This is a genomic window from Streptococcus sp. ACS2, from assembly GCF_000525585.1.
Lineage (GTDB): Bacteria > Bacillota > Bacilli > Lactobacillales > Streptococcaceae > Streptococcus.
In genome coordinates, this window is the sequence record NZ_JALT01000012.1 from 180,069 (window position 1) to 198,409 (window position 18,341).

Here is an 18,341-nt window from a genome sequence, read left to right on the forward strand (position 1 = left end):
TAAACCTTAAAAATATGGTAAAATAAGAGGTAAACTAACATTTTGGAGAGAAAATGAGTATAGACGATTACAGGCCCCATTTTATGGTGGAGGCTGTTTATGATTTGAAACCTGACCAACTACGTGAACACGGTATTCGTGCTGTCTTGGTCGATTTGGATAATACCTTGATTGCTTGGAATAACCCTGATGGGACTCCTGAGCTACGTGCTTGGTTAGATGAGATGACAGAGGCTGACATTCCAGTTGTTGTGGTCTCTAACAATAAACATGAACGTGTTGAACGTGCGGTTGCCAATTTCCATGTGGATTTCGTGAGTCGTGCCATGAAACCTTTTACGAAAGGGATTAATGAAGCGATTGAGCGTTACCACTTTAACCGTGACGAGGTCGTTATGGTGGGAGATCAGCTCATGACTGACATCAGAGCTAGCCACCGAGCTGGTATTCGCTCGATTTTGGTTAAGCCCTTGGTGCAATCAGATGCTTGGGTAACCAAGTTTAATCGTTGGCGTGAGCGTCGCATGTGGAAAAAGATTGAAAAAGCATATGGTCCAATGACCTTTAACAAAGGAATTTAATGGAAGAATTATTTTGTATTGGCTGTGGAGCCCAAATTCAAACTGAAGATAAAGAAAAGGCTGGTTACACACCCGCTAGCTCTATAAAAAAAGCTGAAGAAACAGGTGAGTTGTACTGTCAACGTTGTTTCCGCCTTCGTCATTACAATGAAATTGTGGATGTCCACATCACTGATGACGAGTTTTTAAAATTGCTTCATGAAGTTGGAGACAGTGATGCCCTCGTTGTCAATGTTGTTGATATTTTCGATTTTAATGGATCAATCATTCCAGGCTTGTCACGCTTTGTTTCTGGGAATGATGTGCTCTTGGTCGGAAATAAAAAGGATATCCTACCTAAATCTGTTAAAGATGGTAAAGTAACTCAATGGTTGACAGAACGTGCCCATGAAGAAGGCATGCGTCCCGTGGATGTCATGTTGACGTCTGCCCAAAATCATCACGCCATTAAAGAGTTGATTCAGCGTATTGAAAAACTCCGTAAGAGTCGTGATGTTTATGTTGTCGGTGTGACGAATGTTGGTAAATCAACCTTAATTAATGCGATTATCAAGGAAATTACAGGAGATAAAGATATTATCACGACTTCTCGTTTCCCAGGAACAACCCTTGATAAGATTGAAATTCCTTTGGATGATGGTACTTATATTTTTGATACACCTGGAATCATCCACCGCCACCAGATGGCACACTATCTGTCAGCGAAGGACCTCAAGTACGTTAGTCCTAAGAAGGAAATTAAGCCAAAAACTTACCAGTTAAATGCAGGCCAAACTCTATTCCTAGGCGGTCTTGGACGATTTGACTTTATTGATGGGAATAAGCAAGGTTTTACAGCCTTCTTTGATAATAACTTGAAGCTTCATCGTACTAAACTTGAAGGCGCAGATGCCTTCTATGATAAGCATGTTGGAAGTCTTCTCATGCCTCCTGGACCAAAGGATCTGGCTGATTTTCCAAAACTTGTTCGTCACGAATTTACTGTCAAAGATAAGACAGATATTGTCTTCTCAGGACTAGGCTGGATTCGTGTCCAAGGAAAAGCTGACCAACCAACCATCGTTGCCGCCTGGGCACCAGAAGGTGTTGGCGTCGTCGTACGAAAAGCGATTATTTAAACTTAATAAAGTAGTTAAAAGTATAAAAAGAGTCTTTTCAATGAACATGAGGTTTGCCTAGATTTAGGTCATGAGCAAACGATGTGTTTTTCGCTGTGATAGTAATCCAAGTAACATTTTATGTTACTTGGATTCGGAATTTTTGAGACCCTAGGCTCAAAAACTAGCTATGAAACCGAAGGTTTGCTAGCGTCCGTATCACCTAAGAAAAACAGCAAAAAAATTAAAAGGAATAAACATGTCATTAACATCAAAACAACGTGCCTTCCTCAAATCGGAAGCGCACACCCTTAAACCTATTGTACAAATCGGGAAAAACGGTCTTAACGACCACATCAAAACTAGCGTTCGTAACGCTCTTGATGCCCGTGAATTGATTAAAGTAACCCTACTCCAAAATACTATGGAAGATATTCATGAGGTTGCTGAAATCTTGGAAGAAGAAATTGGCTGTGATACAGTCCTTAAGATTGGACGTATCTTGATTCTCTATAAAGAATCAGCTAAAAAAGAAAATCGTAAGTTGTCACCAAAGGTCAAAGCAATCCAAAAATAGTTGCTGATTTTGCTTGGTGAAGGACAAACTAAGGTATAGGAACACTTTCGAAGCATTAAAGCTAGCCTTAAGTCAGTTGTATAATGCTTGAGATAGAGGAGACGTACATGGCATTAGATCTCGTAACCCCATTTACAAAGGTTCAACTAGAGGAAGAAATCAAAGATACAGGCCGTAAGCAAGTGGGAATATTAGGTGGAAATTTCAATCCTGTTCATAATGCCCACTTGGTTGTTGCTGACCAGGTGCGTCAGCAGTTAGGCCTCGATGAAGTTCTTCTCATGCCTGAATATGAGCCACCTCATGTCGATAAAAAAGAGACCATTGATGAAAAACACCGCCTTAATATGCTTATGTTGGCTATTAACGGTATCGAAGGATTGGACATCGAAACCATTGAGTTGGAACGTAAGGGAATCAGTTATACTTATGACACCATGAAGCTCTTGACGGAAGCCAATCCTGATACGGATTATTACTTTATTATTGGAGCGGATATGGTCGAATACCTACCTAAGTGGCATCGTATTGATGAACTTATCGAGATGGTCCAATTTGTTGGTGTTCAGCGTCCTAAGTATAAGGCTGGAACCTCTTACCCAGTTATTTGGGTGGATGTGCCCCTTATGGATATTAGTTCAAGTGTAGTCAGAGCCTACATTAAGAAGGATCGCACACCTAACTTTATGGTACCACAGTCTGTACTTGCCTACATCAAGAAAGCGGGGCTCTATAAATGACCTATGAAAAATATCTAGACTATTCTCGTGAAGAACTTCTTGAAAAAGTTCGAGCGGTCATGAGCCCTAAACGCTTCAATCATGTTCTGGGTGTTGAGCGAGCTGCTATTGCTCTTGCTGAAAAGTACGGTTATGATACTGAGAAAGCCGGATTGGCTGGTTTGCTTCATGATTATGCCAAGGAACTTCCAGATCAGGAATTCTTGGAACTTATCGATAAGTATGAGCTTGATCCTGCATTGAAAAATTGGGGGAATAATGTCTGGCATGGCATGGTTGGGATTTACAAAATCCAAGAAGATTTGGGATTGACTGATCCCGAAATTCTACGCAGTATTGAAATTCATACCGTCGGAAGCCATGAAATGTCAACCCTAGATAAGATTGTTTATGTGGCTGATTATATTGAGCATAACCGTAATTTCCCTTTGGTAGAGGAAGCTAGACAAGTAGCAGAGCAATCCTTGGATAAGGCAGTCGCTTTTGAGACAGTCCATACGGTAGAACACTTGGCCCATCAAGCTCTACCGATTTTCCCACAAACCTTGGAAACCTATAATGCTTTTGTGAAGTACTTGAAAGAGGATCAATGAGTGAAAACTGCTTTTATCATTATTGATGTACAAAATATCTTAGTAGAAACAGGTTTTGAAACGAAACAGCTGTTAGAGAAAATCTCTTATTTACAAGATCAGGCTAGAAAACAGCAGATTGAAATCATCTACATTCAACATATTGAAACAAATGAGGCTCTAACCTCTGAAGATTGGCAATTATCGCCACTATTAAAGAGACAGCCTGATGAAAAGGTGTTTCAGAAGCAATACAATAGTATGTTTAAAGAGACAGGTTTAAAAGAATACTTGGAGCAACAAGGAATTAAACAACTAGTCTTGTGTGGTATGCAAACAGAATATTGTGTCGATACATCCGTTAAAGTTGCTTTTGAACACGGCTACAAGCTAGTAATTCCTGAAGGTGCTGTTACAACCTTTGATGGAGATGACATTCCGGCAGAAACAATTAATGAATTTTATGAGAACATTTGGGATGAGTGTTTTGCGGATGTCTTAGATTACAAAACGATTTTTTAATGAAAGAGGATTAAATGAAAGAAGAATTACTTGAATTGGTTGTCAAAGCTGCTGATGAAAAGCGAGCTGAAGACATTGTTGCCCTTGATTTGTACGGCCTTACAAGCCTAACAGATTACTTTGTTATTTTGAGTGCAATGAATAGCCGTCAGTTGGAAGCTATTGCCGACAACATCCGTGAGAAAGTGAAAGAAGCTGGCCTTGACGCTAGTCACATGGAAGGTGACAACAAGGGTGGTTGGATTCTTTTGGATCTTAACGACGTCGTTGTTCACATCTTTACAGAAGATGAACGTGCTCACTATAACCTTGAAAAACTCTGGCACGAAGCACCAATGGTGGATGTGTCAGCTTATTTGGCATAAAAATTGAACTCAGTTGGCGACAACTGGGTTTTGTTGGTTAAACTAAAGATTTAATAGGAAGGATATAGCCTTGTGTTTGGTTGGTTTGTCAACTGAACACGAGTTAAAAGCCATGAGAAAAAGATAAACTTTCCTTGTATCTGGTGATACGGCAGAAAGTTTCCTATTTTCTCTTTGCTTTTGACGCTCTTTGTATCTTAGAAAGGATTTGAACCCGTCCTGTAATCGTCGGAAAATAGATAGCTCTATGTTAAATTATTAATATTAAAATTTATTATTTGGCGCAGTAGCTGATTGGACTCTTCATTCGCTTTTTAAGCTCGGAAGAGTACCTAATCAGCCTTGCGGGGGTGAGACAACGAACGATTTTTCTAAGAAAATTCGTTCTGTCTCACTCCCCTAATTTCCTTTCCGATTACGGGCGAACTTGGTATCATAATTATGGCTACTTATGAAACTTTTGCGGCGGTATACGACGCTGTTATGGATGATAGTCTTTACGATTTGTGGACGGATTTTTCCCTCCGTCATTTGCCAAAGACTAAGGACAAAAAGAAATTGCTTGAATTGGCTTGTGGAACTGGAATTCAGTCTGTTCGCTTTTCTCAAGCTGGTTTTGATGTAACTGGACTCGATTTGAGTGCTGATATGTTGAAAATTGCTGAGAAGCGTGCCTCTTCAGCCAAACAGAAAATTGACTTTATTGAAGGCAACATGTTGGATTTATCGCAAGCGGGCAAGTATGATTTTGTGACCTGCTACTCAGATTCAATCTGCTATATGCAGGACGAAGTTGAGGTTGGGGACGTCTTCAAGGAGGTTTACAATGCCCTTAATGAAGATGGCGTCTTCATCTTTGATGTGCACTCAACCTATCAAACGGATGAGGTTTTCCCTGGCTATTCTTACCATGAAAATGCAGAAGACTTTGCCATGCTTTGGGATACCTATGAGGATGCGGCACCGCATTCTATTGTTCATGAATTAACCTTCTTTGTCCAAGAGGAAGATGGAAGCTTTAGTCGCCATGATGAGGTCCATGAGGAGCGTACCTATGAGGTCTTGACTTATGATATCTTGTTGGAGCAAGCTGGCTTCAAATCTTTCAAACTTTATGCTGACTTTGAAGATAAAGAGCCAACAAAGACCAGCAAACGATGGTTTTTCGTATGTAATAAATTATTTTAAAAATTTGAAAAGGGAGATGCTAATTAGATGCTTAAATTTTTACATTTAGAAGATTATCGTTGCTTTAAAGATACAAAACTAGAGTTTAAGGATTTAACAATTGCAGTTGGAAAAAATAATGCAGGAAAATCAACTATTATTGAAGCATTAAGAATAATTTCTTATGCTCTATCCAAACCAACTTTTAAAAATATTCCTGAGAGTTTGGTTCTTGATTTTCCTAGAAAAGCTAAATGTATTATTGTCAATGGTAAGATGTTAAAAATCAATACTAGTACGATTCCTCATAACTATGACGAAGATTCTAAACCAAAACTCACTGCAGGATTTGATGATGGTTATAAAATTATAGTTCACTTCCATGATGATTTAATATTTGCACTTATTTATGACTCGAATGGTAAACTTATTACTAATAAAGGTACTTTTAATAATTCTGGATTTCCTAAGTTAAATATTTTACCTCAAATAGGTCCATTAAAAAAAATTGAAAAATATTTGTCGAAAGAAACAGTAATGAAAGATAAAGATACATATTTAGCATCATTGCACTTCAGAAACGAGATTTATTTGGAAATGACTAATGATGAAAAAGTATTTAATGAATTTTCTTCATTAATAAAGCAAACATGGAAAAATCTGCAAATAAATCCTCCAAAACTTGAATACTCTTCAGATAATACTTTGGTCTCTTTAGTCGTAGGAGAGAATGACTTTATGACAGAATTAGGATATGTTGGTAATGGACTTCAAATGTGGTTACAAATGATGTGGTTTGTTACTAAATCAAAAAACCAAGGTATAACGACGGTTATTTTAGATGAGCCAGATATATATATGCACCCCGATTTGCAACGAAAATTATTGAAATATGTTCGTAGAAATTTTCAACAAGTGATTATTGCGACTCATTCTATAGAAATTATTTCTGAAGTCGATTCAGAGAATATTCTGAATGTTAGTAATAAAAAGAAAAAATTGAAGTATACGCTTAATTTGTCTAAGCTTCAAGGTGTTGTAGATGAAATTGGAAGTATTCAAAATATGTCTTTGATACGGTTGTTTACTTATAAGAAATTACTGTTTCTTGAAGGTAATGATATGTCTTTACTGAAGAAATTTTATGAGAAGTTGTATCCTGATAGTGATTTTTCAATCGATAATATATTCTATGAAAAAATAGGAGGATTTTCGAATCTTGAGAAATACAATAAAGTAGCTGAATTATTTTCTAAAATTGATTCGAATATAAGTGTAATTAGTGTATTGGATAGGGACTATTACCCTGAATCTCACTTAGATTCAATAAGGGATGAGACATCAGATGTAATAAAACTCCATATTTGGACGAAAAAGGAATTTGAAAATTATCTTTTGGTTCCAGAAGTCTTATTTAGGATATCTAAAAGTAATGATAGAAAAAATTTTTATAAAAAACTAGAAGAAATTTGTGATAGTTTTCGAGAACAGACATTTAATAAATTTTATGATAAAACAGTTTCTCTCGGCACAGGTTATGAAAAAGAATTAAACCCTAAATGGGAGGCATCGAAGGCTCGTGATAAATGTGAAGAATTATTTTATTCTTCATGGAATAAGGGACTTGAAAATAAAATTTCGATGATTAATGGTAAAAATCTAAGAAAGAAGTTTTATGAATTTATAAAAGAAGAATATAATCAAGATTGTACGAATGATATTGTGTTTAAAGAAATGAATGAAGATGAGATTCATGAGGATGTTAAAAATGTAATTTCAGACCTTATAGAAGGTGTAGAGACATAAATGTTGAAAAGTAGGAGAAAAAATGACAGTTACAGGTATTATTGCTGAGTTCAATCCCTTTCATAACGGTCACAAGTATCTCTTGGATCAGGCTGAGGGCGTAAAAATCGTTGCCATGTCTGGGAATTTTGTTCAGCGAGGTGAGCCAGCTATTGTGGATAAGTGGACTAGGGCTCAGATGGCTTTGGAAAATGGAGCAGACCTTGTGGTTGAGTTGCCCTTCTTGACATCTGTCCAGTCTGCCGATTATTTTGCTGCTGGTGCCGTCGATATCTTGTCCCGACTGGGAATCGATAGCCTTACCTTTGGCACGGAAGAAGTCCTAGACTATCAGACTATCGCAGATGTTTATGCTGAAAAGTCAGAGGAAATGGAAGCCTTTGTGGAAAATTTATCGAGTGACTTATCTTATCCACAAAAGACACAAAAAATGTGGGAAAAGTTTGCTGGTGTAGCCTTTACTGGCAATACACCCAACCATATTCTAGGCTTAGCCTATGCCAAAGCTTGTGCTGGTAAGGGGATTAAGTTGAATCCTATTCAGAGACAAGGGGCCGGCTATCATTCCTCAGATAAGGAAGTATCTTTCGCTTCAGCAACCAGCCTACGTCTCCACAAGCAAGATAGTGATTTTGTGGATAAGTTCATGCCAAATAGCAAACTTTTTCAGACTTCTCCACAAGTTTCTTGGGATAATTATTTCCAATTGCTGGTTTATCAGATTCTTACAAACTCTGATTTGACTAGTGTTTTCCAGGTTAATGAAGAGATTGCTAGTCGTCTAAAGGCTGCTATCCGTGAGGTTTCTTCTGTGGAGGAACTGGTGGATAAGGTAGCAACCAAACGCTACACCAAAGCACGTGTACGTCGTATTTTGACTTATATCCTGGTCGGAGCTGTGGACAATCCTTTACCCCAGGCTGTTCATGTCCTTGGATTTTCTCAAAAAGGGCAGTCTCATCTTAAATCTGTGAAAAAGACTGTGGATATAGTGGCTCGGATTGGAAGGGAACCTTGGGATATGCTTACACAACAAGCGGATAATGTTTATCAATTAGGTAACCCCGAGCTTTGCGAACAAAACTTTGGACGTGTACCGATTAGAGTAAAATAGTTTTATAGAAGGTCTACCTCTGGTAGGCTTTTTAAATCTTTTTTCGAATAAATATTGTAGAAAGTATAAACTTGTCAGGAACTTGTACAAGTTTATACTTTTGGTATATAATAAAAGAAAAGAGGAAAATGAGGTATGCTAATGGAAGCAGTCGTCTATTCAACGTTTCGAAATCATTTGAAGGATTATATGAAAAAGGTTAATGATGAATTTGAACCTCTAGCTGTAGTCAATAAAAATCCTGATGAAGATATTGTAGTGGTCTCAAAGAGTGAATGGGATAGCATTCAAGAAACATTGCGTATTGTTCAAAATAAAGAACTATCAGACAAGGTTTTAAGAGGAATGGCTCAGGTACGTGCTGGAGAGACTCAAGAACATGCACTAAAGGAGTAGAAAATGTTACTCACTTTCACTGAAGATGCATGGATGGATTATTGTTATTGGCAAAATCAGGATAGGAAGACACTTAAGCGAATCAATAAGCTGATTAAAGACATTCAACGGGATCCTTTCTCTGGTATTGGAAAGCCGGAACCCTTGAAGTATGACTTTCAAGGAGCTTGGTCTCGACGAATTGATGCTGAAAATCGTTTGATTTATATGATTGATGGTAAGAGTGTCGCCTTTCTCTCTTTTAAAGATCATTATTAGGTCTATCTTTGGTAGGCTTTTTTTACTTTCCGTAAATTATTTTCAAAAAGGTCAAAAAAGATCAAATAAAACTATTGACCTTTACTGACTAATGGTGTATGATAATCTCATAAGGAATAGCTTCCTTATGAGATTGCAGGACTAGCCTAAATCGTTGTAAAAAGGTAATTATAGCTTGCCTGCAAAAATATTTACAACAAAGGTCAAAAAAAGTCAAAAAAACTATTGACTATTACTGACCAATGTTGTACAATATAAACATAAGGAAATGAAATCCTTATGAAGGCTGTGTCAATAGCCCATATACCAATTAAAAGGATTGCAGCTAGTCTGCAAAAATTTTCATCTAAAAGGTCAGTAAAAGTCAAAACTAAATTCTTGACCTGGTCAAATGAAAGGTATATGATAAAGCTATAAGGAAAAAGGTTTCCTTAATCTACAAGTTTCTTTCTGAAAGAGGCTTGGAAGTTAGCTATATTGAGAGATTCACAGAAAGAAGGTGGCTCTTATGCTAAATGACAATTTATTTAAGACTGTGAAAGTTCTCAGTCTCCTACCAAGAGCAAAACCTGAAATTATTAGAAGAGTAGTTGAAGCTACTAAAAATTTTTAGGGTTTTGGTCAGTAAAAGTCAAAAAACACATTAACATAAAAATAACACTTAAAAAATTTCACAAGAAAACACAAAACGAGGTAATTATATGAACAACAACTTTAACAATATGGACGATCTTTTCAATCAATTGATGGGTAACATGGGTGGTTACCGTTCAGAAAACCGTCGCTACATGATTAACGGTCGTGAAGTGACACCTGAAGAATTTGCTATCTACCGTCAAACAGGTCAATTGCCTGGTAATGAAGGTGAAGCAGTGAACTCAACTCAACACCAAGGTAAAGGACCTAAACAAGATGGTATCCTTGCTAAACTTGGTCGTAACTTGACTGAAGAAGCTCGCGAAGGTAAATTGGATCCTGTTATCGGACGTAACAAAGAAATCCAAGAAGCTTGCGAAATCTTGGCTCGTCGTACCAAGAATAACCCAGTCCTTGTCGGGGACGCTGGTGTTGGTAAAACAGCCGTAGTTGAAGGTTTGGCACAAGCCATCGTAAATGGTGATGTCCCAGCTGCTATCAAGAACAAAGAAATCATCTCAATTGATATTTCTGGACTTGAAGCTGGTACGCAATACCGTGGTAGCTTTGAAGAAAACATTCAAAACTTGGTAAATGAAGTCAAAGAAGCTGGAAATATCATTCTCTTCTTCGATGAAATCCACCAAATTCTTGGTGCCGGAAGCACTGGTGATGGTCAAGGATCTAAAGGTCTTGCTGATATCTTGAAACCTGCTCTTTCACGTGGTGAATTGACAGTGATTGGTGCAACAACTCAGGATGAATACCGTAACACTATCTTGAAGAACGCTGCTCTTGCTCGTCGTTTCAACGAAGTTAAGGTTAATGCTCCTTCTGCAGAAGATACTTTCAAGATTCTCCAAGGTATTCGTGATCTTTATGAAAAACACCACAATGTTATCTTGCCAGATGATGTCTTGAAAGCAGCAGTAGATTTCTCTGTCCAATACATTCCACAACGTAGCTTGCCAGATAAGGCTATCGACCTTGTCGATGTAACAGCGGCTCACTTGGCTGCTCAACACCCAGTGACTGATGTGAATGCTGTTGAACATGAAATCGAAGAAGAAAAAGCTAAACAAGAAGCTGCAGCTGCCAAAGAAGACTACGAAGCAGCTCTAAATGCTAAAGTTCGCATTGAAGAACTTGAAAAGAAAATTGCTAACCACACAGCAGACCTTAAAGTCACTGCAACTGTTAACGATGTGGCTGAATCTGTAGAACGTATGACTGGTATCCCAGTATCGCAAATGGGAGCAACTGATATCGAACGTTTGAAAGATATGGGCCACCGTTTGCAAACTAAGGTTATCGGTCAAGATAAAGCCGTTGAAGCAGTGGCACGTGCCATCCGTCGTAACCGTGCAGGATTTGACGAAGGTAACCGTCCAATTGGTAGCTTCCTCTTTGTAGGACCTACTGGTGTTGGTAAAACTGAGTTGGCTAAACAATTGGCTCTTGATATGTTCGGAACAAAAGATGCTATCATCCGTTTGGACATGTCAGAATACAGCGACCGCACAGCCGTTTCTAAATTGATTGGTACAACAGCTGGTTATGTTGGTTATGATGACAATAGCAATACTTTGACAGAACGTGTTCGCCGTAACCCATACTCAATCGTCCTTCTCGACGAAATTGAAAAGGCTGACCCTCAAGTCATCACCCTTCTCCTCCAAGTTTTGGATGATGGTCGTTTGACAGATGGTCAAGGTAACACTGTAAACTTCAAGAATACTGTGATTATCGCAACTTCAAACGCTGGCTTTGGTTACGAAGCTAACTTGACAGAAGATGCTGATAAACCAGAACTTATGGATCGTTTGAAACCTTACTTCCGTCCAGAATTCCTTAACCGTTTCAATGCTGTCATCGAATTCTCACACTTGAGCAAAGAAGATCTTTCTAAGATTGTAGACCTTATGTTGGTTGAAGTTAACAAGACGCTTTCTAAGAAAGACATTGACTTGGCAGTTAGCGAAGCTGCTAAAGAATACATGACTGAAGAAGGCTACGACGAAGTCATGGGTGTTCGTCCACTCCGCCGTGTGGTTGAACAACAAATCCGTGACAAAGTCACAGACTTCCACTTGGATAACCTTGATGCTAAACACCTAGAAGCTGATATGGAAGATGGTGTCTTGGTTATCAAAGAAAAAGATGCTAAATAAAAAGCATAAAGCCTCCTAATCCTATTTATGAAGCAGAGATGTTAAACGTCTCTGCTTTTCTTTTTATAAATTTTTTAGACTTTCCTTGGGTGCTAGGGACGGAAGTGACTTCCTAGCGGATTCCATTCCTAAGATTTGAGCCTGGGTCTCAAATCTTCCGAGTGAGGGAAACATTATTGCTTCTCTCACTTTTAGCACAGCGGAAAGTCTTGTATTGTGTATAGCTGTGACTTTTATATTTATTCTTAAATATAAAATGAGATAAAATTGTTTAAATTATGATAATATGGTAAATAGTTAAAAATATATTCTATTTTCAAGAAAGCGTTGACAACGCATTCATATCGCTATATAATTTTTGTGTAAAATTAAATTTTAGTTAGTGATTTCTTGGGTTTAATATTACAATCTTTTGTTATTTGATAAGGAGAAATAATGTTAAAAGTAGTTTTATGGATTTTGGCTATTCTACTTCTTGTAGGAATAGCAATGTTGAACCCCCTAATTGCAGCTGGTATTGTGATTGCAGGATTGTTAATCCAGTTGTTTTTGAAGAAATGAGTTAATAGGAAAAAAGTATGAAAAAGATAATATATGGTATTTTAGCGATTTTATTAGTGATTGTCGTAGGATTCATTTTTCTTAGCGTATATAAAGGGAGTGAGTCATCTGGTAATCAAAAACCAAAGACAGAAATCATAGTAAATGTAAAATCTTTGGAAAAGGTCAGTGAGTTAGTTTTACTCAATGCATCTATTCAAAAAGTTAAGTCAATAGAAAATAATACAAAGTTATTTGGTAGTAACTTTGTAATACCTGGTTCAGAAAAGAAAGCACTCATTATTCTAAATTATACGGCAAAATTCGGTATTAAGAATGATGTAACCATTAAAGATAATGGTAATCATAATTATCAAGTTACATTACCCAAATTTGAAGTTATTGGTGTTGAATTAGATAAAGACAAACCTTATACACTCTACGATACTAGTGGAGGGATTCTTAGTTATTCGACTAAAGACATAGATACTGGTGAGGCTGTTGCAGAAGGTTTTTCAAATAAGGAACAACAAGGTTTTATAAAGGACAATAAAAAATTATTAAAGGAGTCAGCCGAGAAGTACTACTCTACAATGATTAAATCTTTGGACCACGAGGCAAAAGTGACAATTGAAACTCAAAAATAAAGGTAAGGAAAAGATATGTTAAAGTAAATTTTTAATGTTAGCGTTTATGTATTTGCAGTTTTTGGATTTATATTTACATTGTTAATAATTTTTTTGGCTATTAGAGATTCTTCGAATGAAAATTCTACTAATGGCAATAATACGTCAAAAGTAGGACAAAGTATTACGGGTTCGAAAAAAAAGTAGCAAAAACGGAAGAACTATATAGTGATAAAAATATTAAAATAACAAGAACTGGTGGAAATATTATTATTGATAACTTAACGGATAAAGAAATTAATATTGAATCAACTATTGTAATTAACAATAGTATTGAAGCAACACCATTTAGTTCGTCACAATCTAGTATCGATCCGAAAGGAAAGCAGTCAGTATCTATATCAGAATTTGTTGCAGTTAATCCAGGACAGAAAGTTGAGGAATCAGACGAAAAAGCAAAAAAAGCAAACTACTATAAGCATAAAATGAAGAGCGGTGAAAATATTGGGTGGACTGCTAATATACAGAATGGTAACTATGATACAATGAATTCATTTAGTATAAATTTTAATTACTAATTGTGAGGAGATGCAGAATGGATTTATTGGATAAACTGTTAAGTAATAAGATTGTTAATACAAATGGTTACACACGTTCAGATACTGGTACCAAAGTCCATTCCTATTTAAGGACACATCCTAAAAATCAAGGCTTAACGAGATCAGCAACACGTTCTATTATTAATGCTTTAAAAGAGAAATAGTAATTATATGAAAATAGGTTTAGTAGTGTTCTCTTTAATCTGATTAGTGGTGCCTTTTATTATTGAATGGTACTTTCTGTTGTGAAAAAAAGGAACATTGAGTGACTATTACACTATCCATAAACTTTTTATAAGTTTTCATCATTGATAAAAAAGGTAAGTAGCACAGGCTACTTACCTTTATTCTTTATCCTCACCCTGATATTTTTTCAAGCGTTCTTGGATGATGTTGAGTCGGGGTTCGAGGTTTTTCTTGAAGACGCGTGTTTTATAGTTAAGGTCTTGTTTGATGTCAGCGAGAACAAGGTTTTGTTCCTTGATGATGTCAAGGTTGCGTTTGATATTGTCCAGATCGTGAGAGATATTTTCTCGTGATTGGTTGAGGTCTAGGATTTCCTCTTTGATGTCTTCACGTCGTTTATAGGCGTAGTAGGCACCGTAGGCGAGGGCTCCAAGAGCTAGAAAGCGTCCAATTTTCATTCTGTTACCTCTTTAGCGATGCTGTCAGCAAGGTCAGCCAGGGCAGCGAAGTCTGGTTCGTGTTCGTCAAATCCCATGTGGATACCATCGTCTGCACCGTAACGAGGAACGAGATGAATATGAGCGTGGAAGACGGTTTGTCCAGCAACTTCTTCGTTGTTATTAAGGATATTCATGCCGATTGCTCTAGTTGCTTTTTGCACGGCACGAGCAATTTTTGGAACACGGCTAAAGACAGTCTCAGCAGTCTCAGCAGACATTTCTAAGATGTTACGAACGTGCTCTTTAGGAATAACCAAGGTATGTCCTTTTGTAGCTTGTGAAATATCGAGGAAGGCTAGAACCTTGTCGTCCTCGTAGACTTTTGATGAAGGGATTTCTCCAGATATAATTTTACAGAAAATACAATTATCCATAATAACGACCTTTCCATGAGTTTTTGTTATAATAGATTATATCATACCAAAGAGAGAAAAGATAATGCTTAAATTAGAAAAGGTGACGGGTGGTTACGCTAATATTCCCGTCCTAAAAGATGTGACTTTTGAGGTGGCTGATGGTGAATTGATTGGCCTCATTGGTCTTAATGGTGCCGGAAAATCAACAACAATTAACGAGATTATTGGTCTCTTAACACCCTATGGAGGACAGATTGCTATTGATGGTTTGACCATACAGCAAGATTCGGCAAGTTATCGTCAGAAGATTGGCTATATTCCTGAAACGCCAAGTCTCTATGAAGAGTTGACGCTTCGTGAACATTTGGAAACGGTGTTGATGGCCTATGGTCTTGATGTGACTGAGGGGATGGCACGTGCGGACAAGTACCTCAAACTCTTTCGATTAGATGAAAAATTGGACTGGTTTCCGACTCAGTTTTCAAAGGGAATGAAGCAGAAGGTCATGATTATCTGTGCCTTTATTGTTAACCCCAGTCTTTTCATTGTTGATGAACCCTTCTTGGGTTTGGATCCCTTGGCAATCTCCGACCTAATTGAGCTTTTAGCTGAGGAAAAAGCTAAGGGCAAGGCGATTCTCATGTCTACCCACGTTTTGGATTCAGCTGAGAAGATGTGTGATCGCTTTGTGATCTTGCATCACGGTCAAGTCTTAGCACAGGGGACTCTCGAGGAGCTCCGTCAGACTTTTGGCGACGATAGTGCTAGTCTTAACGATATCTACATGCAGTTAACTAAGGGAGAATTGTCATGATAGCTAAGCTATTTAAGGAGCGTAGCAAGCGATTCAATACCCGCTGTGCTAAGTATAGTCGCTACGTTTTTAATGATCATTTTATCTTGGTTCTTCTCTTTCTGCTAGGCTTTGTCTTAGTTCAGTATAGCCAGTTGCTGAAGCATTTTCCAAAAAATCCGTGGGCAATCATTCTTGGCTTGCTTGTGCTGTGTCTGTTATTACCTTTCTGGGGGAATATTGCTACTTATCTAGAACCTGCGGACAAGCACTACCTTTTGGTTAAGGAAGAAGAGGTGCTAGACCATGTTAAGAAGGCAACAGGGCGTGCTTTTAGATTTTGGGTAATAGTACAAACCCTGATTTTTATTTTGGTTATTCCTCTCTTTTTAGCCTTGGGACTTCCAGTTTGGGGAGTTATCCTTGTAGCTGTGGCTATGGCTATTCTTAAGTATTTTATTTTCCAGAAAAAGGCCCAACCTTTTTATAGACAGTCTGGCCTGAATTGGACTGAGGCTATTGCAGCGGAAAACAAGCGTCAACAATCGATTCTGAAGTTCTTTTCACTCTTTACCAATGTTAAGGGGATTACGTCGAGTGTTAAACGCCGTTCTTATTTGGATGCTATTCTCAAACGTACAAAGAAAGACAAGGAACATACCTGGTACAATCTTTACCTAAGGGCCTTCTTGCGTTCTGGAGATTACTTTGCCCTTAGCCTACGACTTTTTGCTTTAACGCTTCTAGTTATCTTTTTGGTTCCTGAAAAATGGTTGGCTATGGTGCTTGTGGTTGTTTTTGACTACCTCTTGCTCTTCCAGCTCACAGCACTTAAATCGCACTTTGCTTATCAGAGAATGGCTAACCTTATGCCAGTTGGAAAAGACATGCAGGTAAGCAATCTTAAGCGCTTGATTAGCCAGATTGTACTTGTACTGACTTTGGTACAGGCTATTTGTCTCTTCGACCTTAAGTTTAGTCTGATTTTGGTTGGAATGATGCTAGTTCTGAGCCTTGTTTACCTACCAGCCAAGCTTAAGAAGATGATTGACTAACACCTATTAAATAAGTTAAAATAGAAACGAATGACTAAAGAAAAAGGAGATGCCTAGGTGACATCAACAGATAAAGATTTGAGCCTGACTCCTCTCAAAGGAAATAGTGGTAAGGCCTATATGGGAACTTACCCAAACGGAGATCGCGTCTTTGTGAAGATGAATACAACACCAATCTTGGCAGCTCTTGCCAAGGAACAGATTGCACCGCAGCTCTTGTGGGCTAAGCGTCTGGGAAATGGTGACATGATGAGTGCACAGGAGTGGCTTGATGGTCGTATTTTGACCAAACATGACATGAACAGTAAACAGATTATCCAAATTCTTGGTAATTTGCACCGCTCTAAACACTTGGTTAATCAACTCTTGCAGTTGGATTATCATATTGAAAATCCTTTTGATCTTCTACACGAGTGGGAGGAAAACGCTGCTTACCAATTGCGTGAGAATGGCTTCCTTCAAGACGTTGTTAGAGATTTGAAACGTCATCTTCCAGAGTTTCGTGCGGAGATTGCAACAATTGTTCATGGAGATGCTCGTCATAGTAACTTTGTCATCACAACCTCAGGATTGATTTATTTGGTTGATTGGGATTCTGTACGTCTAACAGATCGTATGTATGATGTGGCGCAGATCCTCAGCCATTATATCCCATTGGCACATTGGCCACAGTGGTTGTCATACTATGGCTATAAGAACAATGACCTTGTGATGGACAAGATTTACTGGTATGGGCAATTTTCATATTTGACACAGATTTCAAAATTCTTTGATAGCCGTGATATGGAACATGCCAACCGAGAGATTTATGAACTTCGTAAATTTAGAGAGACCTTGCACAGATATTAGAAAGTAGACATGCGAGTTAGAAAACGTAAAGGTGCAGAGGAACACCTAGCTAACCATCCTCAGTACGTTATTCTTGAGCCGGAAGCTGCTAAAGGTAAGTGGCATGAGCTTTTTGGTAATGATAATCCTGTCCATATCGAGGTAGGATCTGGTAAAGGGGCCTTCATTACTGGTATGGCCCAACAAAACCCTGACATCAACTACATTGGTATTGATATTCAGTTGTCTGTTTTGAGTTACGCCTTGGATAAGGTCTTGGCTTCTGGTGCTGAAAATGTCAAACTCTTGCGTGTGGATGGATCTTCCTTGACCAATTATTTCGAAGACGGCGAAGTGGATATGATGTATCTGAATTTCTCAGATCCATGGCCTAAGAGCCGTCATGAGAAACGTCGTCTAACTTACAAGACTTTCCTAGATACTTATAAGCAAATTCTGCCTAAAAACGGAGAGATTCACTTTAAGACAGACAATCGTGGACTTTTCGAATACAGTTTGGCGAGCTTTTCGCAGTATGGAATGGTTCTCAACAAAGTTTGGTTGGACCTTCATGCAAGTGATTATGAGGGCAATGTCATGACTGAGTACGAGCGTAAGTTTTCAGAAAAAGGTCAGGTCATCTACCGAGTAGAGGCTCAGTTTAAAGATTAATTATTGAAAACTTGATTAAAAATAACGATTAAGCTATTGATGGCTAATCGTTTGATGTGGAGAGGTCGCATAGAGGCCGAGTGCGCACGCTTGGAAAGCGTGTAGTCCTTAACGGGGCTCGGGGGTTCGAATCCCCTCCTCTCCTTTGAGAAATAGACAAAGTGTCCCTTCCGTTTTAGAAGGG

Annotated in this window: 22 protein-coding genes and 1 tRNA gene; 21 read left to right on the forward strand and 2 right to left on the reverse strand. The window is 38.1% G+C overall.

Annotated elements, in window-relative coordinates:
* The first annotated feature begins 53 nt into the window (after positions 1 to 53).
* The 16 genes from HMPREF1517_RS02165 (at position 54) to HMPREF1517_RS10550 (ending at position 13,931) form a co-directional block, all read left to right on the forward strand.
* The gene (locus tag HMPREF1517_RS02165) at positions 54 to 581 is read left to right on the forward strand and encodes a YqeG family HAD IIIA-type phosphatase (protein WP_002884676.1); all 528 of its coding nucleotides are present in this window, start codon (positions 54 to 56) and stop codon (positions 579 to 581) included.
* Positions 581 to 1,699, forward strand: coding sequence for a ribosome biogenesis GTPase YqeH (yqeH, locus tag HMPREF1517_RS02170; protein ID WP_002884381.1), 1,119 nt, complete (start codon positions 581 to 583; stop codon positions 1,697 to 1,699). Before HMPREF1517_RS02165 ends, yqeH begins: the two co-directional genes overlap by 1 nt.
* Positions 1,700 to 1,937: 238 nt before the next feature.
* Positions 1,938 to 2,255 carry a ribosome assembly RNA-binding protein YhbY gene (gene yhbY / locus HMPREF1517_RS02175; RefSeq protein WP_002884193.1) on the forward strand — a complete coding sequence of 106 codons (318 nt, stop codon included), beginning with the start codon at positions 1,938 to 1,940 and terminating at the stop codon, positions 2,253 to 2,255.
* 107 nt (positions 2,256 to 2,362) lie between these two features.
* Positions 2,363 to 2,995: a nicotinate-nucleotide adenylyltransferase gene (locus HMPREF1517_RS02180; RefSeq protein WP_037599152.1), complete on the forward strand. Its 633-nt coding sequence runs from the start codon at positions 2,363 to 2,365 to the stop codon at positions 2,993 to 2,995.
* Entirely contained in the window at positions 2,992 to 3,588 is a 597-nt protein-coding gene (yqeK, locus tag HMPREF1517_RS02185) for a bis(5'-nucleosyl)-tetraphosphatase (symmetrical) YqeK (RefSeq protein ID WP_037599153.1), read from the forward strand. Before HMPREF1517_RS02180 ends, yqeK begins: the two co-directional genes overlap by 4 nt.
* Complete coding sequence (locus HMPREF1517_RS02190) at positions 3,589 to 4,089, forward strand: cysteine hydrolase family protein (protein ID WP_037599154.1); 501 nt, start codon at positions 3,589 to 3,591, stop codon at positions 4,087 to 4,089.
* A 14-nt stretch (positions 4,090 to 4,103) separates the two neighbouring features.
* Positions 4,104 to 4,454, forward strand: coding sequence for a ribosome silencing factor (gene rsfS, locus HMPREF1517_RS02195; RefSeq protein ID WP_002891669.1), 351 nt, complete (start codon positions 4,104 to 4,106; stop codon positions 4,452 to 4,454).
* Positions 4,455 to 4,895: 441 nt separating this feature from the next.
* Positions 4,896 to 5,642, forward strand: coding sequence for a class I SAM-dependent DNA methyltransferase (locus HMPREF1517_RS02200; RefSeq protein ID WP_230309987.1), 747 nt, complete (start codon positions 4,896 to 4,898; stop codon positions 5,640 to 5,642).
* A 27-nt stretch (positions 5,643 to 5,669) separates the two neighbouring features.
* Complete coding sequence (locus HMPREF1517_RS02205) at positions 5,670 to 7,427, forward strand: ATP-dependent nuclease (protein ID WP_037599156.1); 1,758 nt, start codon at positions 5,670 to 5,672, stop codon at positions 7,425 to 7,427.
* Positions 7,428 to 7,449: 22 nt separating this feature from the next.
* Positions 7,450 to 8,541, forward strand: a complete 1,092-nt coding sequence (locus HMPREF1517_RS02210; RefSeq protein ID WP_037599157.1) for a nucleotidyltransferase — start codon at positions 7,450 to 7,452, stop codon at positions 8,539 to 8,541.
* A gap of 141 nt (positions 8,542 to 8,682) precedes the next feature.
* On the forward strand, positions 8,683 to 8,937 hold the full coding sequence (locus tag HMPREF1517_RS02215; protein WP_060971904.1) for a type II toxin-antitoxin system Phd/YefM family antitoxin: 255 nt from the start codon (positions 8,683 to 8,685) through the stop codon (positions 8,935 to 8,937).
* Between the two features lie 3 nt (positions 8,938 to 8,940).
* Positions 8,941 to 9,195 carry a Txe/YoeB family addiction module toxin gene (locus HMPREF1517_RS02220; RefSeq protein ID WP_021143706.1) on the forward strand — a complete coding sequence of 85 codons (255 nt, stop codon included), beginning with the start codon at positions 8,941 to 8,943 and terminating at the stop codon, positions 9,193 to 9,195.
* Positions 9,196 to 9,896: 701 nt separating this feature from the next.
* Entirely contained in the window at positions 9,897 to 12,002 is a 2,106-nt protein-coding gene (locus HMPREF1517_RS02225; RefSeq protein WP_037599158.1) for an AAA family ATPase, read from the forward strand.
* 435 nt (positions 12,003 to 12,437) lie between these two features.
* Positions 12,438 to 12,563, forward strand: coding sequence for a hypothetical protein (locus HMPREF1517_RS10705; RefSeq protein ID WP_002884447.1), 126 nt, complete (start codon positions 12,438 to 12,440; stop codon positions 12,561 to 12,563).
* Between the two features lie 17 nt (positions 12,564 to 12,580).
* Positions 12,581 to 13,189, forward strand: a complete 609-nt coding sequence (locus HMPREF1517_RS02230; RefSeq protein ID WP_002884297.1) for a DUF4230 domain-containing protein — start codon at positions 12,581 to 12,583, stop codon at positions 13,187 to 13,189.
* A gap of 574 nt (positions 13,190 to 13,763) precedes the next feature.
* Positions 13,764 to 13,931, forward strand: a complete 168-nt coding sequence (locus HMPREF1517_RS10550; protein WP_014634940.1) for a hypothetical protein — start codon at positions 13,764 to 13,766, stop codon at positions 13,929 to 13,931.
* Positions 13,932 to 14,111: 180 nt separating this feature from the next.
* Here HMPREF1517_RS10550 and HMPREF1517_RS02235 read toward each other — a convergent pair whose 3' ends face one another.
* Together HMPREF1517_RS02235 and HMPREF1517_RS02240 are read right to left on the reverse strand one after the other, a co-directional pair.
* On the reverse strand, positions 14,112 to 14,411 hold the full coding sequence (locus HMPREF1517_RS02235) for a hypothetical protein (protein ID WP_014634939.1): 300 nt from the start codon (positions 14,409 to 14,411) through the stop codon (positions 14,112 to 14,114).
* The gene (locus HMPREF1517_RS02240; protein WP_037599159.1) at positions 14,408 to 14,827 is read right to left on the reverse strand and encodes an HIT family protein; all 420 of its coding nucleotides are present in this window, start codon (positions 14,825 to 14,827) and stop codon (positions 14,408 to 14,410) included. The genes HMPREF1517_RS02235 and HMPREF1517_RS02240 overlap by 4 nt, the downstream gene beginning before the upstream one ends.
* Before the next feature lie 64 nt (positions 14,828 to 14,891).
* Here HMPREF1517_RS02240 and HMPREF1517_RS02245 point away from each other — a divergent pair, with 64 nt between their 5' ends.
* From HMPREF1517_RS02245 to HMPREF1517_RS02265, 5 genes are all read left to right on the forward strand, one after another.
* Positions 14,892 to 15,623, forward strand: a complete 732-nt coding sequence (locus HMPREF1517_RS02245; RefSeq protein ID WP_037599160.1) for an ABC transporter ATP-binding protein — start codon at positions 14,892 to 14,894, stop codon at positions 15,621 to 15,623.
* Positions 15,620 to 16,657 (forward strand): ABC transporter permease, encoded by a 1,038-nt coding sequence (locus HMPREF1517_RS02250; RefSeq protein ID WP_037599161.1) that lies wholly within the window; start codon positions 15,620 to 15,622, stop codon positions 16,655 to 16,657. The genes HMPREF1517_RS02245 and HMPREF1517_RS02250 overlap by 4 nt, the downstream gene beginning before the upstream one ends.
* Positions 16,658 to 16,714: 57 nt before the next feature.
* On the forward strand, positions 16,715 to 17,506 hold the full coding sequence (gene ccrZ / locus HMPREF1517_RS02255; RefSeq protein ID WP_002884270.1) for a cell cycle regulator CcrZ: 792 nt from the start codon (positions 16,715 to 16,717) through the stop codon (positions 17,504 to 17,506).
* A 9-nt stretch (positions 17,507 to 17,515) separates the two neighbouring features.
* Positions 17,516 to 18,157, forward strand: coding sequence for a tRNA (guanosine(46)-N7)-methyltransferase TrmB (gene trmB, locus HMPREF1517_RS02260; protein ID WP_037599162.1), 642 nt, complete (start codon positions 17,516 to 17,518; stop codon positions 18,155 to 18,157).
* 58 nt (positions 18,158 to 18,215) lie between these two features.
* Positions 18,216 to 18,302, forward strand: a tRNA-Ser gene (locus tag HMPREF1517_RS02265).
* The last annotated feature ends 39 nt before the right edge of the window (positions 18,303 to 18,341 follow it).